Here is a 24,714-nt window from a genome sequence, read left to right as displayed (position 1 = left end):
CCGTGCCCTCTTTGGCGAAAAGGCGTTGTTTTGCTGAGTTTTTGGAAATTATCCGCTGTATTCAAACGGTAGCATCCGTGTTGTCGTTTGCGGTGCTGAGCTGACCTTTGGCCGGGACGGGAATGCCATTGGGCGGCGTGACGAGACGTCTTCCGCCGCGTTCGTAAACACGACGGGAGAGGCGAGATTGGGGGTGTGGCGCTGGCTCTTATCGACTCAGGCGGCGTGGAGCAGGCCCTTGGTGTAGCCTAGGGCGAAGGCGAAGAACCGGGTGCGGTCGGGGTCGAGCTCGCTCAGCGGCACGTGGTCGGGGCAGAGGATGCCGCTGTAGCCCGCATCGCGGTAGGCGCGCACGCAGGCAGCCATATCCACGTCGCCCTCGTCGGGGAAGCACTCGTGAAAATCGAGGTGCCCGCCTCGGATATTGCGGAAATGCACCATGAAGATATGCCCGCCCGGCCCGAACTCGCGGATCGCGCGGATAACGTAGTCGGTGCCCTCGGTCGACATCTCGGCAATCGTGCCTTGGCAGAAGTTCAGGCCGAGCGCGGGCGAGCCATTGGCCAGATCGAGGAACCGCCGCATCCCCTCGATAGAGCCGAGGTTGTGGTGAACGCCGTTCAGCCCGCCCACCGGATAGGCCGGGTCATGCGGGTGCGCGGCAAGCTTCACGCCCGCCTCCTCCGCCGTGGGGACCAGCGCGTTCACCAGATAGCTCAGCGCCTGCCAGCCCTGCGCCTCGGTCACGCCGGGCACCTCCTGGGCAGACTTTTGCCCCGCCGTGCCCTTGCCGTCTGCGGTGTCTTCGTCGGGCAGCACCACGCCGCGATAGGAAAAACGGCTGTCTTTCTCGGGGGAGTAATCCTCCAGCCGGAAGGCTGAGCATTTGATGCCTCCGCGCCCCGTGACCATGCCGGTGCGGGTGATGCCGACCATCTGCACGTTGAACTTGAGGCAGGGGATGCCCGCCGCGCCGGCCGCGCGGATGTTGGCGCGCAGCTCCTCGGCCAGCGCTTCGGCGCGTTCGGGGGCGTAGAGGGAATCCAGCAGCAGGGAGCCGACGTCGAGCGCCATCACTTCCACCCGCAGCCCCTCTGCCGCCACGCGGGCGGTGAAGGCGCGGATCTTCTCTGCGTCCCAGCGACCGTCCGGGCCCATCACCTCGTCGAGCGGGCGGGCGTCGATGACCACTCTTTCGCAGCCCAGTTGGCGCGACAGGCGCAGGCGCTCGGAGGTCGGGAAGCTGATCTGTTCACCGATATACATCGCTCAGCCCTTCCACTGGACGCGCTTGAAGGGGAGCACCTCGATGTCGGCCCAGATGCCTTCGGTGGCGTAGACCTCGCTGGCCAGATAGGCATCGAGCGCGGCGCGGTCGGGGAAGTCGCACAGCACGACCGAGCCGGCCATCTCGCCCTCGTCCGACAGGATCGCGCCACCGTCGAGGATGCGGCCCTCGGCCTTCATTGCGTGGATGCGTTCAAGATGCGCGTCACGGTTGGCCAGCCGTTTGGCCAGCACGTCGCTGCCATCGCGGCAGATCAGGGCAAATTGCATCAGTCGCGGCCCTCCACGGTGGGGGGCTCCATGTGATAGCCGCGCCCCTCGTAATCGAAGTCATGCAGCTTGTTGACCGGCTCGGACTTGTCGACCGGGCTGGCGTAATAGGCGCGGATCTCTTTGATCTTGGTGATGTCGTCGTTGAAGATATACCACTCGTCGCCGCGCAGGGCCTCGCCGATGCCGGTTTTCCAGTGGGTCCATTCGATCACCGCCTCGCGGCCATCGGCGGCGCAGAGCACCTTTTCGATGGTCCACTTGCTGCCCATCTTCTCGACGCACATCACCCAGCCATCGGCCACCGCCTCGGCCCCGCGCCAGGGCGCGCCGGGCAGGCCGGGGGGGAAGTAATGGGTGCCGTCGGGGGTGAAGCAGTCGATCAGCCCCTGACGGTCGGCCTTGTTGCACATGTCGAAGTAATGGCGGATCAGCGCCTCGGCTTTCTCTGCGGGGGTGGTCACAGCGTGTTTCCTTCGGCTTTCCATGTTTCGAATTCGGCCAGCGTTTCGGCGTTGGGCGGGTAGGTGCCCCAGAGCGGCGCGCCGCTGTCGATCTTGGTGAAGAGGAACTTTTCGCGCAGCTCCTGCTCGTAGCTGTCGCGGGCCACCTCATCGGCGATGGCGCGGGGGATGACGATCACGCCGTCGCTGTCGCCCACGATGATATCGCCCGGATAGACGGCCACATCAGCGCAGCCGATCACCTCCTGCATGGCGATGGCGCGGTGGTAGGCGGGGCGCGTGGTGGCGGTGTTGGAGCGGCAATAGGCCGGGAAGTTCATCTGCGAGATTTCCGTGCCATCGCGGAACGCGCCATCGGTGATCGCGGCGGCCACGCCTTTGCGCATCATCCGGGTCATCAGCATGTTGCCGGCGCTGGCCGCGCGCGGGTCGTTGCGGCTGTCGATCACCAGAACCTGACCGGCCTCGATGGCCTCGACGGCCTCCCACTGGATGTTGTCCTCGCCGCGCTTGGACAGATCGCCGAGATCCCAATCCTTGTCCTCCCGGGAGGGGACGAAGCGCAGGGTGAAGGCCTCGCCTGCGAACCGCTCGATCTCGCGCGACAGGGGCATCACGTCCACGAGGAAGGGCTGGCGGAAGTTGCGCTTGAACAGCTGGGTGGAGAGGGTTGCCGTGCTGGTCTTGCGCAGCAGGTCGAGCGTATCGGGGGCGAGTGGGTTCGTCACTTAGGGTCTCCGGTCTGGTCGTGTCAGGGCAGGGGAGCGCGGGCTGCGTCCACTGTGAAGAGGCTGCCCGCGAGGGGCGCAAGGTCGAGCTGTGCCGAGGACAGCGAAAGCCGCGCAGTGCCGATCCGCAGGGTGCCGGCGGCGTCGATATGGAGGGCGCTGGCGGTGGGCACGGGCAGGGGGAGATGCACGGGCGCGGCAGTGCCTGCCAGCATGTCCAGCCCCCAGGCATCGTGCCGCGCCAGCCAGACCCTGCCGCCGGGGGCGAGCGCGAAATCGGCCAGGCCTGCCGGGTCCAGCGGCACGATCAGCCGTTCGGTGCCGGTGGAAGGGTCAAGCGCGGCGAGGCCGTCATCGGTGGCAAAGACCAAGGTGCCATCTCGCGTTTTCAGCCCGCTGCCGGGGCGGCGGCGCGCGTGTAGCGGCGTGCAGCGCCCGTCGGTGTCGAGCTTGAGGATGCGAGGGCCGGCGGCGGCGTAGAGCGTGCCATCGACGGCCACCAATCCGTCAACCTCGGCCAGTTCGGGCGCATCGGCAAGCCGGGTTGCAGCATGGGTGCCGTCTTCGCCGGGTTGAGACAGGTCCACCCGCCAAAGGGTGCTTCCGGCGATGGCGAGGACCACATCGCCCGCGCCGGGGTGGCAGGCCGCCCGCAGGGGGGCGGAAAAGCTGGAAAGCGGCGCGCCGTCCGTGGCGTTCAGCAGCGCTGCGCCGGGCCCGTCGCAGGCCAGCGGGGTGCCGCCGGGCCCATCGAACAGCTGCACGGTGGCGAAGGTCGACAGGCCGGACAGGGGGGCGAGCCATTCGGGCAGGTCCGGCCCGCGGTAGTTGCCCGGAGCGCTCTCGGCAAGGGCGCCAGATATCTCACGCGCGGCCGATTGCAGTTCGATGGCGATGTCCTGGCGGCGGCTGTCGGCCATCCGGTGGGCGGGGGCGGACACGCTGAGCGCGGCAATCGCCACCCCGTCCGGCGCGAGGATCGGCACGGCGACGCATTTTGCGCCGGGCACGATCTCTTCGTTGTCGAGCGCGAAGCCGCGCATCCGCACCGCCGCCAGATCGGCGCGCAGCGCTGCTGCGCCACGGTGGGTGTGCTCCGTCAGCGGCTCGTAGGTGAGGTCATCCAGCAGCGCGGCCAGCACCGCCTCGGGCTGCCACGCCAGCAGGGCCTTGCCGAGCGAGGTGCAATAGAGGGGTTTGCGCGCGCCGATGGTGCCCGCGACAGCAACGCCGAGGCCCTCCTTGCGGGCGATGGTTTGCTGCGCGGTGCCCGCCAGCACGCCAAGGCTCACCGCTTCGCCGTATTTCTCGGCGAGGCGTTTCATCGCGGCGGCGGAGATGGAGATCAGGTCGGAGTTTTGCGCAACGGCGCCCGCAAGCTCGGTGAACTTTGGACCCAGCTCATAGGCATGGTCGCGCGGGTCGACCTGCACGAACTCGCGGGTCGTGAGGGCGGCAAGGATGCGGTAGAGCGTTGGCTTGGCATAGCCCGTGGCCTCGGCGATTTCCTTGATCCGGGGGCGCCCATCAGATGCGCCGACGCATTCGAGGATGTTGAGCGCCTTGGACAACAGCCCGGTGCCGGGAATCTCCCCGGTCTTGCTGGCACTGTCTGCCGCAGGGTCCTTGGTTGATTTGCTCATCCCATCCTCCTTTTGGTATTTTCCATATCGTGATAATTAACGGCCATCAACCCACATCTGATCTCATGATTTGATATTTGCGGTTGACGGCGAGCCGATATCTTTCACATTGTGGCGCCACACGCGGGCTAAAACTGCGATTCCCTCGAGGATATCCGGCATATGGTCCGCATGGTGATAATTTTGGCGATGGAGAGGGAGGAGCCTTTCGTCGCCCGGCGTTCCCTCGCCAACCCCAAAAGATGTCTCAGGGAGGACACATGACAGTTCAACTCCGTGGCCGCAGCGCCCGCACTCTCTCCGGTTTGGCGCTTGCCGCCGGTCTCGCCGCCTTCGGCACAGCCGCAGCCGCACAGGACGCCACCCTGCGCGTGGGCACCGTGCTGCCCGATGGCAACCCGGTGGTCGAAGGCTTCAACAAGTTCGCCGAACTGGTGGACGAAAGCACCGATGGTGGCGTGGAGATCAAGGTTTATCCCAACAGCCAGCTTGGCGGCACGCAGGACGTGATGGACCAAGCGTTGGCCGGGGCCAATGTTGCTGCCTTCACCGATGCCGGGCGGCTGGCCGAATACACGCCGATCTTTGCCGCCATTGGCGCGCCCTTCGTTTTTGAAAGCTACGAAGAGGCTGATACCTTTGTGACTTCGGAGGCCTTTGCCGGATGGGCCGAGCAGCTGCGCGAAGACAGCGGCTACGTGATCCTGTCGTTCAACTGGTATCAGGGGCCGCGCTACCTTGTGACCAAGAAACCGATCGAAAGCCGCGCCGACATGGACGGCGTGCGCATCCGCACCCCCGGCGCGCCCGCATGGATCGCCGCCGCCCGCTCGCTGGGTGGCACGCCGACCCCGCTGGATTGGGCCGAGGTCTACTCGGCGCTGCAACTGGGCTCCATCGACGCGGCAGAAGCCGGCCCGGCAGCCGTGGAATCGATGAAGTTCAACGAGGTGGCCAGCCATTACACCAAGACCGGCCATATCCAGCTGATCACCGGCCTCGTGGTGGGCGAAGACTGGTGGGAAACCCTGACCGAAGAGCAGCAGACCGCTGTGCGCGAGAGCGCCGTCGAGGCGGGGCGCCACATGTCGCAGCTGAACATCGAGGCGGATGAGAAGGCGCTGGAGTGGCTTGCCAATAACGGCATGACCGTTTCCGAGATCGACATTGCCGAGTTCGTCGAAGCGGCGAAGGGCGAGTACGAGGGCCTTGGCATCTCGGAGGCCTACAAGACCGTCCGCGAGACCGTCGAAGCCGAGTAAGCGCAACGGCAGACCAACCGGCGGGCGGCTTCCCTTGCAGGGGGCCGCCCGCTTGATGATCCGAACAAGAGCCGCGCCATAACGCGGATGGAATTGGGGAGGGCCGGGCAGATGATCGTCTACAGGGCATTGAAACAACTGGAGTTCTGGAGCGCGCTGATCTTGCTCGTGACCGTTCTCGGCCTGACCGGCTGGGCCAGTGTCACCCGGTTTTTGGGCGTGCCGAATATCTGGGTGCTGGAAGTGACGCAGGTGTGCTTTGCATGGGTGTGCTTTCTGGCCGCCGTGCTGGCCTTTCGAAAGAGCCAGCACTTTTCGGTGGAGTTCCTGACCTCCGCGCTGCCCGATGCCATCGGCCCCTGGCTTGGCCCGATCCGCTCGGCGGTGATGCTGGTGCTGCTCATCGCGCTGGGCTGGATTGCGCTCGATTACGTTGAGGTGGCGGGCCGCCGCCGACTGCCGCTGACAGGCATCCGCAACTCCTGGGTCGCCGCCGCGCTGCCCACCGCCTGCCTGCTGATGGCGCTGCATTGCATCGAGGCGCTGATCCTCGACATCCGCGCCATCCGCCGGGGCGAAGACCCTCGCGACCGGGAGCTTTGATCCATGCTCCTACTTGGCGTTGTCCTCTTCATCCTCGCGGTTGCGCTCGGCATGCCGATTGCCTTCTCGCTGCTGCTTGCCTCGATCCCGACCTTCCTGACCGGTGAGTTCATGCCGCCCTCCATCGCCGCGCAAAAGCTGGTGGGGGTGACGCAGATCTACACCCTGATGGCGGTGCCCTTCTTTGTGATGGCGGGCAACATCATGTCGGCCTCGGGCATCGCCGGGCGGTTGGTGACATTTTCCAACGTGCTGGTGGGCTGGATGGCCGGCGGGCTGGCGCAGGTCTCCATCGTGCTGTCGCTGCTGATGGGCGGCATCTCGGGCTCCGCGGTGGCGGATGCGGCGATGCAAAGCCGCCTGCTGGGCGAGCCGATGACGCGGGAAGGCTACTCCAAGGGCTTCGCCGCCGGTGTCATCGCCTATTCGGCCATCATCACCGCCACCATCCCGCCCTCCATCGGGCTGATCGTCTTCGGCTTCATCGCCAATGTCTCCATCGGCAAGCTGCTGCTGGCCGGCATCGTGCCCGGCATCATCCTCACGCTGGCGCTGATGGGCTACACCACCTTTGCCTCCCGCCGTGCGGGCTATGGCGCGGCGCGGGCCGAGCCGCCCAGCTTTCGTGAGGTGGTTTCGGCCTTCCGCGAGGCCTTCTGGGCGCTGATCTTTCCGGTGCTGCTGGTGGTGGGCTTTCGCTTCGGCTTCTTCACCGCGACCGAGGCCGGGGCCTTCGCGATCTTCTATGCGCTGTTCGTCGGCGTGGTGATCTACCGCGAGCTGAGCCTGACCAAGGTGATCGAGGTGATGCGGAATTCGCTGACGGATATCGGGATGATCATGCTCATCATCATCATGTCGGCGCCGCTGGGCCATGTGATCGTGCTGGCCGATGCGCCTTCGGCCATCGAGGGCCTGTTCGGCGCGATTGCCGCCAGCCCGACGGCCACGCTTCTGCTGGTTCTGCTGTTCCTGATCGTGGCAGGTACGATCATGGAGGCAACGGTGAACGTGCTGCTGCTGACGCCGCTGTTCCTGCCGATCCTCGTGGCGCAGGGGCATGACCCGATCCACTTTGGGGTGCTGATGATCACCATCCTGACCATGGGCGGCAACACGCCCCCCATCGGGGTGACCATGTACACCGTCTGCGGGATGCTGAAGTGTTCGATCATGGAATACACCCGCGAGAGCCTGCCCTTCCTGCTGGTCATGCTCTCGGTCTTCCTGCTGCTGGCGCTGGTGCCCGGGCTGGTGACATGGCTGCCCTCGACCCTGATGAACTGAAGGACGACATGCGTAAGAAACTGCTGATCACTGGCGCTTCGGGGATTGTGGGCACGGGCCTGCGCCCCTTCCTGCGCCCGCATTACGATTTGCTGCTGTTCTCGCGCTCACCCGCGGCCGAGGCGCGGGCGGGCGAGACGGTGCTGACCGGCGACATGGCCTGCGCGGCGGATGTGCAGGCCGCCGTGGCGCAGGTGGATGCGGTGCTGCATCTGGCCGCCGTGCACGGGCTGACCATCAGCTTCGAGGAAACGCTGGACGTGAACTATCGCGGCCTGACCTACCTGATGGAGGCCTGCGTGGCGAAGGGCCTGCGCGATGTGGTCTTTGCCAGCTCCAACCACGGCTGGGGGTTTCACCCGATCTCCGCCGCCCCGCTGGCCGAAACCGCGCCGCCCCGGCCCGATGGCTGGTATGGGATCAACAAGATCTGGGGTGAGGCGGTGATGGCCTATTACGCCGACGCCCATGGCATGCGCACCACCAGCCTACGCATTGGCAACACCGCCGAGACGGTGATGGATGACCGGCGGTTGCACATGTGGATCAGCTTTGCCGACCTCGCCGGGGTGACGTTGAAGGCGCTGGAACGGCAGGAGGCGGGCCACCGGGCGATCTATTCTACCGCCGACTGCCCCGAACCCTATTTCGACAATCACGGCATGGGGGATCTGGGCCACGCCCCGCAGGACCGGCCCGAGGACAACCTGCCCGAAGGTTTTGACCCAACACCGGGGCCAAGCAAGCTGATCGGCGGGGAGTTTGCAGAGGCCAACATCAAGCGGCGGGGCGGTTGAACCATGGCCCCTCGCACGATCCGCCCCGAGGTGACCGCCGTTACCGCCCCCGGTGCCCTGATCGGAGAGGGGCCGGTGTGGTCTGCCGGGCATGGCAAGCTGTTTTGGGTCGATGTGGAGGGGCGGCGCCTGCACGCCCATGACCCTGCCGAGGGCCGCAACGAAAGCTGGGCGATGCCGGAGCAGCCCGGATGCTGCGCGCCCTGCGCCGACGGGCGGCTGATGGTGGCGCTGGCCAGCGGGGTGCATCTCTTCGATCCGGCCAGTGGGACGCTGGACTATTACTGCGGCCCTGATCCCCTGCGCTATGGCCACCGCTTCTCGGAGGGCACGGTTGACCCGCTCGGCCGCTTCCTTGCCGGAACCTCGCCCTACACCGGCCCGCATGAAGGGGACCGGAGCGGCACGGTGCATGCGATCTCGCGGGGCGCATCCAAGCCGATCCTCGAGGGCTTCCACACGATCAACGGTATGGCGTTTTCACCCGATGGGCGCAGGGCCTATGCCTCTGACAGCTTTCCGGCGGTGCGGCGGATCTGGGTCTGGGACCATGACATGGACACCGGCGATTGGACGAACAAACGGCTGTTCTACGACAGCGCCGGGCGGGCCAGCCGCCCGGACGGGGCCGCCATTGATGGGGATGGCTGCTACTGGATGGCCGGGGTGAGCGGCTGGGAGCTGTTGCGGCTGACACCGGAGGGAGAAATCGACACGGTGGTTGAATTGCCGGTGGAGCGGCCTTCGAAACTGGCCTTTGCTGGCCCCGATCTGCGCACGATCTTCGTCACGTCGATCTCCATAGACCTCGACCGCTCCCGCCCCCAACCGCTTGCCGGTGCTCTCTTGCGGTTGGACCCCTCCGAGTTTCAAGGCGCGCCTGGTATGACCGTCGCATTGTGACGGCGCTGCCTTGGCCGAGTGGGTCTTGGTAGGGCTGCATCGTGAGGTCGAGCCTCATGCCCAAGGTCTTGGGGATCGGTTCGGATACCTGCCAAACAGTGGTGCAGTCATACCTGGATGACTTGGCAGGAATGTTGCGCGCAGTTTTCCAGAACAGGCGCTGAAAACCTTGCGCCGCTCACGATGACGTCGAAATCCCACAGGTGGCCGGTTTGGCAGGCGAGATCCAGGCCGGTCTTCGTGCTGTCCACTACCAGCACGGTTGTTCTGCCGCATCCGGAAATGGCCTTGCGCGCAGTGATCTCGTCCATGTTGTAATCCATCACCGAGCCGGAGGCGGACAGCCCGCCGCAGCTGAACACCGCGAAATCCACCCGGTATTGCGCAAAGAAGGCATGCGCGGCCATGCCGATCATGTCGAGATCGCGCATTCGGACCGACCCACCCGCCATCTCGACCGCGACATTGGGCGCGTTTTGCAGGGCGCAGACGGCGTGAATGTTGTTCGACGCCACGAACAGGTTTTTGTGTGACGCCAGAAACCTTGCGCATTGCTCCACCGTGGTGCCGGTGCCCAGGGCCACGCGGGCGCCGTCGGGGATGAGGTTTTTGACCGCCAGCGCGATGCGCTGCTTTTCCTGCCGCGCGATCCCCTCGCGCGGGAGATAGCCGATGTTCTCGCTTTGCTGGCGCAGCCGCACCTTGCCATTGCGGCGCTGGACTAGGGCGGCTTCGTCGAGGTCGCGCAGGTCAGCCCGGATCGTCTGAACCGACACGCCAAGGCGGTCCGAGAGTTCGGCAGCGGAAAGCGCCTCGTTCTCGGTTAGCAAGGCGATGATCAGGTCACGCCGTCCGGTCACATCCAGCCGCATGATGGTTTTCCTTCGAAAGCATCCGCATGTTGCTCGAAGGTTAGGGAGCCCCGATCAAACCGGCAATATAAATAAAAAAGTAATGCCGCTGTTACAAAACCGTAGAAGTTCACGGGAATAAGGCACCTGGAAAATACCTTTCGTTCGAAAGCTTCATCCTAGGAGAGCCCCATGAAGTCCTTCCTCACATCCTCCCTCTTCGCGCTCTTGGCCAGCACGGCCATGGCCGACAAGATCACGCTTTACACCTCGCAGCCGAACGCCGATGCGCAGCGCACTGTTGATGCCTTTATCGCCGCCAACCCCGGCACCGAGGTCGACTGGGTGCGCGATGGCACGACCAAGCTGATGGCCCGCCTGCGCGCCGAGATCGAGGCCGGCAACCCGCAGCCCGACGTGCTGCTGATCGCCGATACCGTGACGCTGGAAGGCATGGCGCAAGAGGGTCTGCTGACCGCCTATCAATCGCCCGAAGCCGCCAACTACGACGCGGCGCTTTATTCGCCCGAGGGTTTCTACCACTCGACGAAGCTGATCACCACGGGCATCGTCTACAACACGGGCGTCGAAGCTGCGCCGACCTCTTGGAATGCCCTGGCGGATGCATCGCTCAAGGGCCAGGTCGCCATGCCCTCGCCGCTCTATTCCGGCGCCGCGCTGATCCACCTTGCGACCCTGACCGGCGATGAAAGCCTAGGCTGGGACTACTACGAAGGGCTGGCCGCCAACGAGGCGCGCGCGCAGGGCGGCAATGGCGGCACCTTCAAGGCCGTGGCCTCGGGCGAGAAACCCTATGGCATGGTTGTCGATTTCCTGGCCATCCGGAACAAGGCCGAGGGATCGCCTGTCGACTTCGTCTTCCCCGAAGAGGGCGTGTCCTATGTGACCGAGCCGGTGGCGATCATGTCCAGCGCCAAGAACGTCGAGAGTGCGCAGAAGTTCGTCGATTTCCTGCTCAGCGACGCGGGTCAGGAGCTTGTGCTCGACATGGGTTATATCCCCGCGCGCGACGGCATGGGCGTGCCCGAAGGCTTTCCGGCGCGTGACGATATCAAGCTGATGGCCTTTGACCCGGCCGAGGCGCTGAAGAACGCCGAGGCCAACAAGGCGAAATTCTCAGAGCTCTTTGGCGCCGAGTAATGGGTGCCACCCTCAAAACAGGAGGCAGCCGGGCGGAATCCCGGCTGCTTTCGGCCATTCTGGTCGTGGCGATCTGCCTGACGCTTGCGCCGGTCGTGCGCCTGTTTGTCGAAGGCATCACCGACAAGGGCGCTCCGAGCCTCGCATTGATGCAAGAGGTGCTTGCGCAGCCCTCGACCCTGAGCGCGCTGAAGCATTCGCTGGTCACCGCCGGCTTTGGCACGGTGGTGTCGCTGGTGCTGGGGGCGGCCTTTGCCTTTCTCGTGGCGCTGACGGACCTGCGGGCCAAGGCGGCGCTGGTGTTCTGCCTGATGATCCCGATGATGATCCCGCCGCAGATCACGGCGCTGTCTTGGACCCAGATCATGGGGCCATCGTCGGTTTTGCTGAAGACGCTCGGCCTTGCGCCGCCGCTGGGCTCGCCCCAGCCGCTCTATTCGCCCGAGGGCATCATCCTTCTGCTGGGCATCCAGCACATGTCGATCATCTTTCTGACCCTGCGCGCAGGGCTGCGGTCGATCCCGCAGGACGTGGTCGAGGCCGCGCGGATCAGCGGCGCGAGGGGGCTGCGGACGTGGTGGCAGGTGGTCTTGCCCCTGACCTTGCCCAGCCTTGCGGCGGGCACGGCGATCACCTTTGTCACCGCGCTTGGCAATTTCGGCATTCCCGCCATGCTGGGCATTCCCGTCGGTTACGCGACGCTGCCGACGCTGGTTTATCAAAAGCTCGCCGGGATGGGGACGACCGTGCTGGCCGAGGTCTCTGTTCTGGCCATGCTGATCGGCGCCGTGGCCGTGGCGGGAATCCTGCTGCAACGTTTCTTTCAGGGCCGCCAGAAGCTGCACCTTGTCGGCAGCACCGCGCGCCCGCTGGCCCTGCCGTTGGGCGCGGCGCGGCTGCCGGTGGAAATCGCGCTGTGGGGCGTGGTCTGTGCGATCCTTGTCCTGCCGATGTTCGGCTTGCTCGCCACCTCGCTCGTGCCGGCCTACGGCGTGCCGCTGCGCCTTGATACGGTGACCTTTGAGCTGTGGCACGAGGTGCTGTTTCGCCAGCCGGTGACAGCGCGGGCCTTCGTCAATTCCTTCGGGCTGGCGGCGGGGGCCGCGCTGGCGCTGATGGTGATCTGCCTGCCGCTGGCCTGGCTGATGGAACGCCGCAAGACCCGCCTCGCGCGCCTGTTCGACAGCCTGCTGGACCTGCCTTATGCCCTGCCGGGGGTCGTCCTGTCGATCGCGATGATCCTTCTGCTGATCAAGCTGCCCTTCACCGACGCCACGCTTTACGGCACGATCTGGATCATCTTCCTGGCCTATATCGCGCGGTTCTTCGCGGTCATGTTCCGCCCGATCCAGGCCAGTCTGAAACAGCTCGACCCGGCGATGGACGAGGCGGCGCAATCGGTGGGAGCCTCGCTTTACCGGCGCCTGCGCGACGTGATCCTGCCGCTGTCTGCCCCTGCGGCGGCGGCGGGGGCAATCCTTGTGTTCCTGACCGCCTTCAACGAGCTCACGGTTTCGGCGCTCTTGTGGTCCTCGGGGACCGAAACGCTGGGCGTGGTGATCTTCAATCTCGATGACAGCGGCGAAACCGGCATGGCCAGCGCACTCGCCATGACCATCGTCTTCGTGGTCATGGCGCTGATGGCGCTGATCCAGCTCATGTCGCGCCGCTTTCCCAAAGGAGTTGTCCCATGGCAGACATAGACCTGTCCTCGGTCGGCAAGACATTCTCGGGCGCGCCGGCGCTGCAAGACATCACGACGCGCTTCGAGGATGGCGAGTTCATCGCCCTGCTCGGGCCGTCGGGCTGTGGCAAGACCACGCTTTTGCGGATCCTCGCCGGGTTCGAAGCTCCGAGCCGCGGGCGCCTGCAGATCGGCGCGCGCGAGATGGCCAATGCCGAGACCGGCGCCAACCTGCCCCCGGAAGAGCGCAACATTGGCTTCGTGTTCCAGTCCTACGCGCTCTGGCCGCACATGAGCGTGCGCCGGAACGTGTCCTACCCGCTGGAAATCCGCCGGTTCTCCAAGCCCGATATCGCCCGCCAGACCGATGCCGCGCTCGCCTCGACCGGGCTGGTCGACTACGCGGACCGGATGCCTTCGGATCTTTCGGGCGGGCAAAGGCAGCGCGTGGCCCTGGCGCGGTGCCTTGTCTCCGATCCCTGCGCCGTTCTGCTGGACGAGCCGCTGGCCAATCTCGACGTGGCGCTGCGGGCCGCGATGCAGGGGGTCTTCACCGATTTTCACAAGCGCACCCGCGCCACGATGGTCTATGTCACCCACGACCAGGCCGAGGCGATGGCGATGGCCGACCGGATCGCGGTGATGGACCGCGGCCGCATCCAGCAGTTCGACACGCCGCAAGCCTTGTATGAACGCCCCCGAAACCGCTTCGTCGCGGAATTCGTCGGCCGCGGCACCGTGGTGCCGGTGCAAGCCATCGAGAGGTCGGGGGATACCGTGCAGGCGCGGGTCCTGGGCGCGCAGGTCACGGTGCAATCGGGGGCGGGGGAGGCGCCGGTCAGCCATGTCTGCCTGCGGCCCGAGAACATCACCATTGAAGAGACAGGAGACCTGCGCAGCAAGGTCGCGCGGGTCACCTACATGGGCGGAAAATACCTGCTGGAAACGGTGACCGACTGCGGCGCGCGCCTGGTTGCAGAAACGCGCGCCCGGTTCGAAGTCGGCGCGCAACTGGGCCTGACCATCACAACGCCTTGGGCCTTTTCAGAGGATTGAATGCATAGCATACGACTACTTTCCGGCATCGGGGATAAAGGCCCCGCGTGCACGCAATTGACCGTGAATGATCGGGTCTGGCTGCTGGATTGCGGTTTCGGCCCCGAAGCCAATGCGCAGTTCGACCCGGTATGGCTTGAGGGGGCTGAGGCGGTCTTCATCACCCATGACCACATCGATCACATTGGCGGCGCTTCCCATGCGGTTGAGGCTGGGTTGCCGATCTACGCTACGGCGCAAACAGCCAAGGCCCTGCCGCCTGCGGCCAATGTTCATTTGTTGCCCGAGCAGGGCCAGACGACAATTGAGGGTGTCACCCTGACCACCGGGCGTAATGGCCATGCGATGGGTGGTGTCTGGTTTCACTTCGATCTCGGCGAGGGGCTCTTTTATTCTGGGGATTGGTCGGAAGAGTCCGGTTGGTTCGCTTTCGATATCCCGCCTCCTGCGGCGACAGCGATCCTGGATTGCTCCTATCATCTGGACGACGTGCCGCAATCGGATCGGTTCGAGGCGCTGAATGCGCTGTTGGACCGGGTTGAGGGGCAGGTGCTTTTGCCTGTGCCGCCCTCTGGCCGCGCAGGCGAAATGGCGCTGCATCTGGTGCGGCGCTACGGATGTGAAAGCGTGATGCTGGACCCGGAATGTCAAGCCACGCTTCGCGCCGCGCTGCACAGCGGTGCCGTCAGCCCAAATGCGCAGCAAATCGCCCCGCTTTTGGGCCGTGGACCGATGGAGCAGGCGCGTTTTCTGATATGTGACACGCCCAATGCCGACGGGGGCTCCGCTTGGGGTTATGTGCGGGCGTGGCACGAAAGCGGGCGTCTGGGACGTGACGCGCATGTGGTGTTCACCGGCCATATGACAGCCCATGCGCGTGGGATTTGCACCGTTCCGGGCGGGTATTTCCAGCGCTGGAACGTGCATCCACCGCTGCGTGATCAGGTGAAAATGCTAGAGCGACTCGGCGCTAAGCGCTTTGCCCCCGCATTCTGCGCGAAACCAGAAGACTACCTGATCGAAGATCTCGACGTTGAGGTGTTCTTTCATGACCGGGTGCGCCTATGACGGCCATACCGTTGCCGTCGTGCAGCTTTTGCCTGATCCGCCACGGCGAGACGACGGCGAACGCAGATGAGATCATCGCCGGGGTAACGGATGTGCCGCTTACTCAGGTGGGCTGCGATCAGGCGCGTGCGCTGGCAAACAGGCCTTGGCCAAAACCGATTGCGCTCTACGCCAGCCCGATGTCACGGGCCCAGCACACCGCACGCCTCGCCTTTCCGGGCCGAGAGTTTGAGTTGCACGATGGATTGCGCGAGCGCGACTGGGGTGTGTTCGAAGGGCAACCCTTGAGCCACCAGCCCATCAGAGAAGACACGCCGCTCAGGGGCGAAAGCTGGCCTGATATGCTGCTGCGCGTACAGACAACGATCATCGAAATCTGCGCGGCGTCAGAGGCGGTGCTGCCGGTCATGGTGTGTCACTCGGGCATAATCCGTGCTGCCCGTGTGCTGTGGACGACAGGCGATGTGGGCCAACGCCCTCCCAACGCAGTGCCGCTCTTGTTTGAAAAATCAGGCGATAAGATACTGGAGAAGACCACATGACCCAATCAGCACCGACCCCATGTGTGGTTTTCGATGTCGATGGCACCCTTGCAGAATTCGACGCGGAGCGGCTGGGCCATCTTGTGCATGGTATCGAGAAGCACTGGGATGAATTTCACCTTGCTATGGCAGATGCCGCATTGATTGCCCCGGTTGCAAAACTGTTGCGCCGGTTGAAGCAGAGCGGCGAGACTATTCTGATCTGCTCCGGGCGGCCTAAGGGCTGGGCCGAGCACACGATTGCATGGCTGCACAAACACGAGCTTCCCTTTGACGGCATATATCTACGCGCCGAAGATCAGGACGAAGCCACCGACCCGGAGGTGAAGCGCCGCGCGTTGAAAGAAATGCAAGCGGACGGATTCAAACCTTGGCTGGTTGTTGATGACCGGAGCTCCGTGGTCGAGGCGTGGCGCGGCGAAGGGTTGGTGTGCCTGCAATGCGCTCCGGGGGATTTCTGAACAGGGTCAGCGGGTGTTCTCCATCGGCCAGACACCTCCGACGCGCCAGATCATCGGCAGCGCTGCTAGAGAGAGCGCACAGGCGAGCCCGAAAAAGACACCGTAGCCGAGATGCTCTGCGATAAATCCGGCCGCGGTTCCAGCCGCCATTGAAATCGCGGCATCCATGCATTGAAACAGCGTGAAGTCGACCCCGCCTTGCCGTGGATCGGACCAGCTCATGAACTGACCGTAGAGGGCAACGAAGCCGAAGGCCATAACCGCCGCACTCGCCACCATTGCAGGGGGCGCCACCATGGCAGCGGGCAGCAGCGCATCATCGGCCGACAGCGCCACGACGGCAAGGACCGCCGACTGCAGCGCGACCGCGCCGACAAGCACGCGGCGCGCCCCGAACCGGCGCACGGCACCGCCGCCGAGCATCGCGCCCAGAAACCCCAGTGTCAGGCCGCCAACGCCGCTGAGGATGCCGAGCCGGGCAAGATCGTAGCCTGCATCAATGAAGAACGGGCCGAACATACCCATCGCGGTCTTCTGCGCCACGACGTAGAGCGCGGCGACCAACAGCCCCTGCCTGACTTCGGGGCGCCCCAGCGCGGCACGCAAGCTGGGCACATGTGGGCGCGGCACGGGTTTTGGGCGTCGGGCCAGCAACGCGAAGGGCAGGCAAAGCAGGGCGATGACAAGCGCCATGACCCATGTGCCGCTGAGCCAGTCTGCATGAGCCACCAGAATGAGAAACAGGCCGCCGCCGATGGCCGAGCCGAGATAGGCGCCGCCCACCTGCGCGGCGTTGCCCCAGCCGTAGCGCGTGTTCTTCAGCGCAGCGACGGCATAGCCGTCACAGGCAATATCGACGGTGGCGGTTGCGAAGGCCGCCACCATCAGGATCGCCAGAACGGGAAGCACCGGAAACGGGCCAACGAGCCCGACGACGATCAGCGCGGCGATCACCACCGCCGCCCCGGTCAGCACGATACTGGCGGACCGGTCGCGCCCGCCATCGGGCAGGCGAAACCGCTCCACGGGTGGCGCCCAGAGAAACTTCAGCGCCCAGGGGAGCACCAACAGCGAGACCAACCCGATCTGGTCCAGCGGAAGCTCCTGCGCCCGTAAGACACCGGGTAGCCCCGTCCATGTTACGCCCCCGATGACGCTTTGCGCCACGTAGACGCCACCGATGGCCCCGATGGCGCCCCAGGTGCTCCGTTGCTCGGGCATCAGAAACGGTAGGCGATGCTGGCGGTCGCAGTGCGGCCTTCGGTGCGGTAGCAATAGCCCGCGCTGCAGGTTTGATCGGTGTTGTCGAAGGCGTTCTTGACGTTCACCTGAAGGCCCAGCCCGTCAACGCCGACCTGCCCGAAATCGTAGGTCAGCGACAGGTCCGCATAGAATTGGTCGTCGTTTCGGAAGGTGTTGGTATCATCGCCCCAGCTTTCGCCCACATAGCGCAGACCGGCCCCGAGGCCCCAACCTTGGAGCAGGCCCGCCCTCGGCTCGTAGAACCCCCAGATTGAGGCGCTGTGCCTCGGCGTCGCCGAAAGCTGGTTGCCCTCGGTGCCCGAGGCGCCCGCTTCGATCTCCATGTCGAGATAGGTGTAGGAGGCCGTCATGCGCAGATCGTTCTTGAAGTTGAACTGACCCTCGATCTCGACCCCGCGCGAGTGCAGGTCATAGGGCACCTGCACTTGGTAGAGCCCGCCAAAGTCTGCCGGATCGACGGATTGATAAACTACGCCGTCTTCCTGCCGGATGTCGAACACCGAGGCAGAGATCAGGCTCTCGGTGCCGGGCAGCTGGTACTTGAGGCCGATCTCCTTTTGCAGGCCCCGCGTCGGATCGGCAGCGCGCCCGCTGTCCGGCGCGTCTGCCCCGTCGTAGACCAGACCGGTGGTGGGAACGAAGCTGCTCGACAGGTTGGCAAAGACCGTCAGGTCGCTGTTGACCGCGTAGCTGGCCCCGATCCGGCCCGAGAAGCCCTCGGCGGATGTCTCGGTGCCGCTCTGGGCGGCGTCGTATGTCGTGGTCTCGACCCAGTCGTAGCGCCCGCTGAGGTAGAAGCTCCAACCTCCGGTGCTGATCTGGTCATGCAGGTAGACGCCGTATTGTCTCATGTCCTGCCCGGCGGAATAGGGCTGGTCGATCGCATCTGCCGCAGCCGCCGACACGTAGTTTACGCCGCCGTAATAGGCATCATAGGAGGTATTGCTGTAATCCAGCCCCGTCACCAGCCTGTGGTTGAGCGCGCCGGTGGTAAAGGAGGCTTCCAAGCTCAGGTCGGCGACAAGATTCTTTGAGTTTTCAAGGTAATGGCCCCAGAAGCGGCCCAGATCGGCGCCCGCGTCATAGAGCCCGCTGAACTCTAGGTCCGCATCGACCTCCGAGTAGCGCAGCTTCTGATGCAGGGTCACATTGTCGGACAGCTCATGCGTGATCTCGTATCCGAGGCGCCATTGCTCGTTGACGAAATCGTTGTACTCGGGATCGCCGATATAGATGTCAAACGCCTCACCATAGGACGCGTTGTAGTAAGAGGCCGTGCCGCCCCGCGTCGACTTGGCGTATTCGGTGAGCAGCGTCACCGTTGTGCGCTCGGTCAGCTTGTAGGTCAGCGCCGGGGCGATCATGGTCAGGTTGTCCTGAAAGCCTTCAAGCGGTGTATCCGCATCGCGCACCACCCCGGTCATACGATAGCTCAGGCGGCCATCTCCGAGCGGCCCGGTGAGGTCGAAGCCCAGTTCCTTGTGGTCATCGGTGCCGAAGGTCAGCTGCACCTCGTTGTAGGCCTCCTCCTTGGGCCGTTTCGACACCACGTTGACGATGCCGCCCGAGCCGCTGACACCGTAGGTGGCGGACGATGGCCCCTTCAGGACCGCGAGTGCCTCAAGGCTGTAGGGATAGTTCTGATACCACGCCGAGGGTCCGTTCACCTGCCGCAGCCCGTCACGGAACAAACCGGTGGAATAGGCGGAGAAACCGCGCAGGTAGATCGCGTCATAGCGGCTGTCATAGCCGAAGTTGGTGGTGCTCGCGCCCGAGGTATAGCCAAGCGCATCCAGCAGCGTGCGTGGTCTCTGGTCCTCGATCTGGTCTTGCGTCACCGTGCTGATGTTCTGTGGGATGTCGCGGATCGGGGTATCGGTGCGCGTGGCCTGTCGACCGCTCTGGGGCACATATCCGTTCTGCACCAACGTATCATCGCTTTCCGCCTCGACATGGATCGTCCCGAGAAGAAAAACCTCGCTATTCTGCGCCAACGAGCGCGTGGCGAGAGCCGTGGTCGAAGCCGCCGCGACCCCAGTGATTAGGCCAATTCGAGAAACAAGCATAAGAGCCTCCAAAATGGTGGCCTTGGCTGCTTCATGGCTGAGGCGTTCTTGATGGCGTCTTGACTGTTTTTGTCAGGAAAGATCAATCCGGTTGGCTTGATTGGTCATCACTGACGCTGCGGGGCTGTATCTTTGGGGCAACAAATCAGAGGTGTGGGGGTGGGCTTTTCGGGGTGGCCACGCCGGGGCTGCTAGGCGTTTGTGGTGAAAGCGGATGCTCACCACCTCCTCGAAGTGTCCCGCTTGGCCTACGTGCTGGCCGCCTGTGGGGGAGGGTCAGGGCATGCTGCTTGCGATTCTCGGCGCGGCGAAATCGAGGAAGGCCCGGAGCTTCTGTGGGATCAGGGCGCGTGGCTCATAGAGCAGGTGGACCGGCCAGGGCTCTGGTTCGAAATCCTGAAGAAGGGGCACGAGCCGCCCCGCCTTGATTGCAGCGGCGGCCTGGTACGACAGGACGCGGGTGAAGCCCAGCCCGTCAACAGCGGCATCAATGGCGGCTTCAGCGGTATTCACGATCAGGCGCGAACGGACCGGAACGATGATCTCCTGTCGGCCGGATCCGAAGCGCCAGTTCCGCGGTGACATAAGGTTGTGGAAGGTGATGCCTTCCAGATTTGCCAAGTCGCCGGGCCGCTTTGGCGTTTCCCGTTTCTCGAGATAGGAGGGGCTGGCGCAGACGATCCGGCGCACCTCGCCCACCTTGCGGGCGATGCACGCGCTGTCCGCAAGCTCCCCGATGCGCACCGCCAGATCGAGGTGTTCCTCGTGGAGGTTCACCGGGCGGTCGGTCAGTTCAAGCCGCACGTCGATATCCTGAAAGGCCCTCAGGAAAGCAGTCACTGCGGGCAGGACGTGCGACCGGCCAAAGACGATGGGCGCGGTCATCGTCAGCGTTCCCCGCGGCGCGGTGAATTCGCCCGATGCGTTGCGTTCGGCTTCTGACACGTCTTCCAGGATCCTGCGACAGTCCGCGACGTAGGTTCTTCCGGTGTCGGTGAGCGTCAGCCCCCGGGGAGAGCGCAGCAAAAGTTCCGCACCAAGCTTACCCTCCAACTCGCTGATCCGACGACTGACCGTGGCGATGGGCATCCGCAGGGCACGTGCGCCGGCGGTCAGGCTGCCTTCGTCCACGACGCGCACAAAGATGGACATGGTCTCAAGACGGTCGGTCATGACTTTTCCAATTAATGGAAGCCTACCTCTCAATTATACCAGCTACTGCCACTTTGCGGAAGTAACTAAGTCCTGCTCACACGACAAGCAGAGGAGCTTTGACATGTCTCGTATCGTCTACCCCGATAACATCGCCACCGCGCCAGCGCCTTCGCAGCCATTGCTGCAAGCTGTCGAGAAACAGCTGGGCACGGTCCCCAACCTGTTCCGCCTTGTCAGCGTCAGCCCGGCCGCATTGGAAGGGTATCTTGGCCTGTCCGGTGCGCTCGGCAAAGGCCGCCTGCCGGCCGCCACCCGCGAACGCGTCGCGCTGGCCGTGGCGCAGATCAACGGCTGCAACTACTGTCTTTCTGCCCATACCTATTTGGGCAAGAACCTCGCCAAGCTCGACGAAGCCGAAATCGCGGCCAACCGGTCCGGCCGCTCGCTCGACGCCAAGGCAGACGCCGCCGTGCGGTTCGCCGTGAAGGTTGTCGACGCGCGTGGTCGCGTCGGGGCGGACGATCTGCGCGATATCCGCGATGCAGGTTACGACGACGGCCAGATCATCGAGATCGTGCAGCATGTGGCGTTGAATATCTGGACCAACTACCTGAACGAGCTCGCCCAGACCGAAATCGACTTTCCGATGGTCGATGCCCGCGAACGCGCAGCCTGATCTCTGTGAGGCGGCCGGGCCTTGCCCGGTCGCTTGCCTCTCAAGCCCTGAAACCAAGACTGAAAGGAGGCGCCGATGAGCCGTGCCCCGTTTCCTCCCTTCGCTGAAGACAGCGCCAGGCACAAGGTTCGCCTTGCCGAAGATGGCTGGAATTCTCGCGACCCGGCCAGTGTGGCGCTGGCCTATACGCCGGACAGCCGTTGGCGCAATCACGTTGAGTTCCCAAAGGGGCGCGCCGAGATCGAGGCTTTCCTGAACCGCAAATGGGCGGGCGAACTGGAGTGTCGCCTCATCAAGGAACTCTGGGCCTTCGCGGGTAACCGCATCGCGGTGCGCTATGCCTACGAATACTGCGATGACAGCGGGCAGTGGTTTCGGGCCTACGGCAACGAGAACTGGGAATTCGCCGACGACGGGCTGATGGCAGCCCGCCATGCGAGCATCAATGAACACCCGATCCGCGAGACTGACCGCAAGTTTCATTGGCCCCTCGGCCGCCGACCCGACGATCACCCTGGTCTGTCTGAACTTGGTCTTTGACCCATGGAGAACATCCAAATGAACCCGCATTTCCCCGCCGGTGCCGCACCGATCAAACTGTACCGCTATGCAAAGTCTGGCCACTGCCACCGGGTGGAGCTGATGATGTCGCTGCTTGGGGTGCCTTGCGACCCTGTCGATCTGGACTTGGCAGGTGGCGCACATAAAGCCCCCGAGTACCTTGAGATCAGCCCCTTTGGGCAGGTTCCCGCCATTGATGACAACGGCATTATCCTGTCGGATTCCAATGCCATCCTCGTTTATCTGGTGCGGAAATATCCCAATGGCCACACTTGGCTACCCGACGCTCCCGAAGCCGCGGCGGAAGTGCAGCGCTGGTTGTCTGTCGCTGCCGGTGAAATCGCCAGCGGGCCAGCGTTGGCGCGGCTGGTAAAGGTCTTTGGTGCCCCGCTGGATCATGAGGCCGCCAAGGCCAAGGCGCAAAGATTGTTCGCTGTGATGGAGCCTCTCTTGCAGAGCCGCGAATTTCTGGTCGGCTCAAGCGTCACCATCGCTGATATCGCCGGCTACAGCTACATCGCCCATGCCCCCGAAGGTGGCGTCAGCCTTGCGGCCTATCCCGCCATTCGCGCGTGGCTGGCGCGGATTGAGAGGTTGCCCGGCTTCGTGGGCATGGCCAGCTCGCCAATCCCCGAAGGCACTTGAAACGGAAAGGCGGTTTCCATGACCCGGCCTGAGCAAGTCTTCCATGCTGGCGAACGAGCGGTGCAGGATCGCGTTGGCCTCCCCGAGAAATGGCGCGCACGCGCTGCACGCGCCATTCGAGCGACGATGCCTGAGCAGCACCAGCGGTTCTTTGAAAGCCAGCCAATGCTGTTTCTCGGCCTGCGGGACATGCAGGGCCGGCCGTGGGCGACGGCCTGTATGCTGCCCGCGGCGGCGCAGGCGACGCCCACCCGACTGACAGCCCGCGCCCGTCCGGTTCTTGCTGAATCGATCGGCCTGGATCTGCGGCCGGGCGCTAACGCAGCCGTTCTCGGGCTCGAATTCGCAACCCGGCGGCGCAATCGAATGAATGGCGTCCTCTGCGACGTGGCAGAGGGCAGTTTGTCCATCGAGGTCGAACAGAGCTTCGGCAACTGCCCGAAATACATCCGGACGCGCGATATTCGCCTGCCTGCCGCTCCGCTGCCGCCCGCAGAAGGCGCGCGTGTTGCCCTCTGCGATGCGGACGCGCAGCGGATCATCTCTTCCGCAGACACGTTCTTCATCGCCACCCATGCGAAGGAGGGGGCGGACGTTTCTCATCGCGGTGGAATGCCCGGCCTCCTGCGCCAGAACGCGGACGGCTCGCTCTCCTTTCCGGACTATGCCGGCAACCGGTTTTACAACACGCTTGGCAATATCGACGTCAGCCGCCGCGCCGGGTTGTTCATTCCGGATTTCACGAGCGGCGAAGCCATCCTTTTGACGGGCGGGGCAGGGATCGACTGGTCCCCGACCCGTGCCGCGGAGTTCGAGCAGGCCGAGCGGGTCGTGGACATCCACCCCGAGGAGGTGTGGCATGTGCGGCATGCGTTGCCGGGCGGCGGCATCGCAAAAGGCTGAGAGACAGTGGATCACGGTCTGACGCGGCTGCCCGCCGTTCAAAATGTGAGGCTGCGTGTTTGTGATGGTTAGGCCACCTTTCCCCGGGCTGCTGTGAGAGGTTCGGGGCCTTGGGCAGACACCACCGGCCGGTTCGAGCCCTCCACACCATCCCACGGATCGCGGCAGGAAATGTCCTTCTCGGCCCGCGCAGGTTTGATGTGATGCCAATCATGGCGAGGTTTTTCAGCCTGCCGCAGCCCGGTTCCACCGCGAGCTTGGCCGTTCACAAAGCGCACCGTAAGATGCGCCTCATGGGGTATGTGACGTCGCTCTTTGCGCGCAAGGTGATCGCCGCGGCGGGCGGTGAGGTCGATGCTGCGGCGATGTTGGCCAGTGTCGGGATTGATCCTGACGCCTCTTGGGACCCCGGCAAGATGATCCCTGCCGAGCTCTACTATGACATGTTCGAAAGGATCGCCGAGCAGACCGATGTAACAGACTTGCCGGTGCGCACGGGTGCCTCCATGCGGCTCGACGAATACGGCGCCCTCGGGCTGGCCTTCAAGGCGGCGACGACGCTCGGGGCGTCCTATGCGCGGATCGAACGTTATGCGCGGCTGTGGACCAGTGTCGTCGAGTATGAACTGCGGCCGGCGCCCGGGGGAACGCTTTTCATCCTCCATCGGGCGGGCGAACGGCGGCTTGGGATGCGGCTGTCGAACGAAGCCACGCTGGCCAGCGCCGTTTCCATCGCCCGGCAGGTCTGCCCGGTGGCGCTGGCGCCGGTGGAAGTGCTCGTCCGGCACTCCGCCCCGCGTTCCATCGCCGCGCATGAGGCGTGGTTCGGCTGCCCGGTGCGCTTTGGCGCCCAGCTCGACGCGATCCTGTATTCGGACGAAACGCTGGCCCGGCCCAACATTCTCGGGGACGAGGGGATCTCGCAATACCTCACCAAGCATCTCGACGCGGAACTTTCCAAGATTACCCGCGCACCTGCACTTGTCACGCAGGCCAAGGCCGCAATCGCCCAAGCCCTCAGCGAAGGCGCGCCGAAGATGGCCGAGATCGCCAGCGGGCTGGGGCTCAGTGCGCGGTCTTTCCATCGGCGTCTTTCGGAGCATGGGATGAGCTTTCAGGGCCTTACCGAAGAAACCCGGCGCAACCTTGCTGAGGGGCTCCTGCGGGACGAGACCCATTCTTTGGCTGAAATCGCGTTTCTCACCGGATTTTCCGAACAGAGCGCCTTCACCCGGGCATTCAAGCGCTGGGTCGGCAAAACACCTGCGAGCTACCGCAAGGACATGCCCCGCCGCTGACAGGCGCATTGGCACCGTCGGTCAAAAGGCTGGCATCAGCGGTCAATACCGCCCGGCATCCCCGCGCATATCCCCTGGCT

25 protein-coding genes are annotated in these 24,714 nt (G+C 64.4%); 16 read left to right on the top strand and 9 right to left on the bottom strand.

What is annotated here, in order from left to right; all coding sequences use genetic code 11:
* Positions 1-216: 216 nt before the first annotated feature.
* The 5 genes from FHY55_RS16885 to FHY55_RS16865 are packed head-to-tail and all read right to left on the bottom strand — an operon-like array spanning position 217 to position 4,392.
* The gene (locus FHY55_RS16885) at positions 217-1,266 is read right to left on the bottom strand and encodes a mannonate dehydratase (RefSeq protein ID WP_140015299.1); all 1,050 of its coding nucleotides are present in this window, start codon (positions 1,264-1,266) and stop codon (positions 217-219) included.
* A 3-nt stretch (positions 1,267-1,269) separates the two neighbouring features.
* A complete protein-coding gene (locus tag FHY55_RS16880) occupies positions 1,270-1,557 on the bottom strand; it encodes a YciI family protein (protein WP_140015298.1) in 288 nt (95 codons plus the stop codon).
* Entirely contained in the window at positions 1,557-2,021 is a 465-nt protein-coding gene (locus FHY55_RS16875) for a nuclear transport factor 2 family protein (protein ID WP_210410502.1), read from the bottom strand. The genes FHY55_RS16880 and FHY55_RS16875 overlap by 1 nt, the downstream gene beginning before the upstream one ends.
* Positions 2,018-2,749 carry a ribonuclease activity regulator RraA gene (locus tag FHY55_RS16870; RefSeq protein ID WP_140015296.1) on the bottom strand — a complete coding sequence of 244 codons (732 nt, stop codon included), beginning with the start codon at positions 2,747-2,749 and terminating at the stop codon, positions 2,018-2,020. Before FHY55_RS16870 ends, FHY55_RS16875 begins: the two co-directional genes overlap by 4 nt.
* A 23-nt stretch (positions 2,750-2,772) precedes the next feature.
* Positions 2,773-4,392, bottom strand: a complete 1,620-nt coding sequence (locus FHY55_RS16865) for an IclR family transcriptional regulator C-terminal domain-containing protein (protein ID WP_140015295.1) — start codon at positions 4,390-4,392, stop codon at positions 2,773-2,775.
* Positions 4,393-4,652: 260 nt separating this feature from the next.
* Here FHY55_RS16865 and FHY55_RS16860 point away from each other — a divergent pair, with 260 nt between their 5' ends.
* From FHY55_RS16860 to FHY55_RS16840, 5 genes are all read left to right on the top strand, one after another.
* Entirely contained in the window at positions 4,653-5,654 is a 1,002-nt protein-coding gene (locus FHY55_RS16860) for a C4-dicarboxylate TRAP transporter substrate-binding protein (protein WP_140015294.1), read from the top strand.
* Between the two features lie 87 nt (positions 5,655-5,741).
* The gene (locus tag FHY55_RS16855; protein ID WP_140015293.1) at positions 5,742-6,257 is read left to right on the top strand and encodes a TRAP transporter small permease; all 516 of its coding nucleotides are present in this window, start codon (positions 5,742-5,744) and stop codon (positions 6,255-6,257) included.
* Positions 6,258-6,260: 3 nt separating this feature from the next.
* Positions 6,261-7,544 (top strand): TRAP transporter large permease, encoded by a 1,284-nt coding sequence (locus FHY55_RS16850; RefSeq protein ID WP_140015292.1) that lies wholly within the window; start codon positions 6,261-6,263, stop codon positions 7,542-7,544.
* Positions 7,517-8,341: an NAD(P)-dependent oxidoreductase gene (locus FHY55_RS16845; protein ID WP_140015291.1), complete on the top strand. Its 825-nt coding sequence runs from the start codon at positions 7,517-7,519 to the stop codon at positions 8,339-8,341. Before FHY55_RS16850 ends, FHY55_RS16845 begins: the two co-directional genes overlap by 28 nt.
* A 3-nt stretch (positions 8,342-8,344) precedes the next feature.
* A complete protein-coding gene (locus FHY55_RS16840; protein ID WP_140015290.1) occupies positions 8,345-9,244 on the top strand; it encodes an SMP-30/gluconolactonase/LRE family protein in 900 nt (299 codons plus the stop codon).
* Between the two features lie 107 nt (positions 9,245-9,351).
* On the opposite strand, the gene FHY55_RS16835 is transcribed toward FHY55_RS16840, so the two are convergent.
* On the bottom strand, positions 9,352-10,116 hold the full coding sequence (locus FHY55_RS16835) for a DeoR/GlpR family DNA-binding transcription regulator (RefSeq protein WP_371706936.1): 765 nt from the start codon (positions 10,114-10,116) through the stop codon (positions 9,352-9,354).
* Between the two features lie 171 nt (positions 10,117-10,287).
* Between FHY55_RS16835 and FHY55_RS16830 the strand changes: the two genes are divergently transcribed.
* From FHY55_RS16830 to FHY55_RS16805, 6 genes are read left to right on the top strand one after another with little or no spacing between them, the layout of a single operon-like run.
* A complete protein-coding gene (locus tag FHY55_RS16830) occupies positions 10,288-11,256 on the top strand; it encodes an ABC transporter substrate-binding protein (protein ID WP_140015288.1) in 969 nt (322 codons plus the stop codon).
* A complete protein-coding gene (locus tag FHY55_RS16825; RefSeq protein ID WP_140015287.1) occupies positions 11,256-12,959 on the top strand; it encodes an iron ABC transporter permease in 1,704 nt (567 codons plus the stop codon). Before FHY55_RS16830 ends, FHY55_RS16825 begins: the two co-directional genes overlap by 1 nt.
* Positions 12,947-13,996, top strand: coding sequence for an ABC transporter ATP-binding protein (locus tag FHY55_RS16820; protein WP_140015286.1), 1,050 nt, complete (start codon positions 12,947-12,949; stop codon positions 13,994-13,996). Before FHY55_RS16825 ends, FHY55_RS16820 begins: the two co-directional genes overlap by 13 nt.
* Entirely contained in the window at positions 13,997-15,064 is a 1,068-nt protein-coding gene (locus FHY55_RS16815; protein ID WP_168223041.1) for an MBL fold metallo-hydrolase, read from the top strand.
* On the top strand, positions 15,061-15,606 hold the full coding sequence (locus FHY55_RS16810; RefSeq protein ID WP_140015284.1) for a histidine phosphatase family protein: 546 nt from the start codon (positions 15,061-15,063) through the stop codon (positions 15,604-15,606). Before FHY55_RS16815 ends, FHY55_RS16810 begins: the two co-directional genes overlap by 4 nt.
* Positions 15,603-16,067, top strand: a complete 465-nt coding sequence (locus tag FHY55_RS16805) for an HAD family acid phosphatase (RefSeq protein WP_140015283.1) — start codon at positions 15,603-15,605, stop codon at positions 16,065-16,067. The genes FHY55_RS16810 and FHY55_RS16805 overlap by 4 nt, the downstream gene beginning before the upstream one ends.
* A 6-nt stretch (positions 16,068-16,073) precedes the next feature.
* On the opposite strand, the gene FHY55_RS16800 is transcribed toward FHY55_RS16805, so the two are convergent.
* The 3 genes from FHY55_RS16800 to FHY55_RS16790 form a co-directional block, all read right to left on the bottom strand.
* Positions 16,074-17,288, bottom strand: coding sequence for an MFS transporter (locus FHY55_RS16800; RefSeq protein ID WP_140015282.1), 1,215 nt, complete (start codon positions 17,286-17,288; stop codon positions 16,074-16,076).
* On the bottom strand, positions 17,288-19,324 hold the full coding sequence (locus FHY55_RS16795) for a TonB-dependent siderophore receptor (protein ID WP_254695351.1): 2,037 nt from the start codon (positions 19,322-19,324) through the stop codon (positions 17,288-17,290). The genes FHY55_RS16800 and FHY55_RS16795 overlap by 1 nt, the downstream gene beginning before the upstream one ends.
* Before the next feature lie 348 nt (positions 19,325-19,672).
* Positions 19,673-20,569 (bottom strand): LysR family transcriptional regulator, encoded by an 897-nt coding sequence (locus FHY55_RS16790; protein WP_140015280.1) that lies wholly within the window; start codon positions 20,567-20,569, stop codon positions 19,673-19,675.
* Between the two features lie 103 nt (positions 20,570-20,672).
* Between FHY55_RS16790 and FHY55_RS16785 the strand changes: the two genes are divergently transcribed.
* The 5 genes from FHY55_RS16785 (at position 20,673) to FHY55_RS16765 (ending at position 24,634) form a co-directional block, all read left to right on the top strand.
* A complete protein-coding gene (locus FHY55_RS16785; RefSeq protein WP_140015279.1) occupies positions 20,673-21,227 on the top strand; it encodes a carboxymuconolactone decarboxylase family protein in 555 nt (184 codons plus the stop codon).
* A gap of 75 nt (positions 21,228-21,302) precedes the next feature.
* On the top strand, positions 21,303-21,767 hold the full coding sequence (locus FHY55_RS16780) for a DUF1348 family protein (RefSeq protein ID WP_140015278.1): 465 nt from the start codon (positions 21,303-21,305) through the stop codon (positions 21,765-21,767).
* An 18-nt stretch (positions 21,768-21,785) separates the two neighbouring features.
* Positions 21,786-22,433: a glutathione S-transferase family protein gene (locus tag FHY55_RS16775; RefSeq protein WP_140015277.1), complete on the top strand. Its 648-nt coding sequence runs from the start codon at positions 21,786-21,788 to the stop codon at positions 22,431-22,433.
* An 18-nt stretch (positions 22,434-22,451) separates the two neighbouring features.
* Positions 22,452-23,336 carry a pyridoxamine 5'-phosphate oxidase family protein gene (locus tag FHY55_RS16770; RefSeq protein ID WP_140015276.1) on the top strand — a complete coding sequence of 295 codons (885 nt, stop codon included), beginning with the start codon at positions 22,452-22,454 and terminating at the stop codon, positions 23,334-23,336.
* Between the two features lie 293 nt (positions 23,337-23,629).
* Positions 23,630-24,634 carry an AraC family transcriptional regulator gene (locus FHY55_RS16765; protein WP_140015275.1) on the top strand — a complete coding sequence of 335 codons (1,005 nt, stop codon included), beginning with the start codon at positions 23,630-23,632 and terminating at the stop codon, positions 24,632-24,634.
* Positions 24,635-24,714: the final 80 nt, after the last annotated feature.

Source organism: Oceanicola sp. D3 (assembly GCF_006351965.1).
Classification (GTDB): domain Bacteria; phylum Pseudomonadota; class Alphaproteobacteria; order Rhodobacterales; family Rhodobacteraceae; genus Vannielia.
This window is presented reverse-complemented; position numbering and strand designations above follow the sequence as displayed.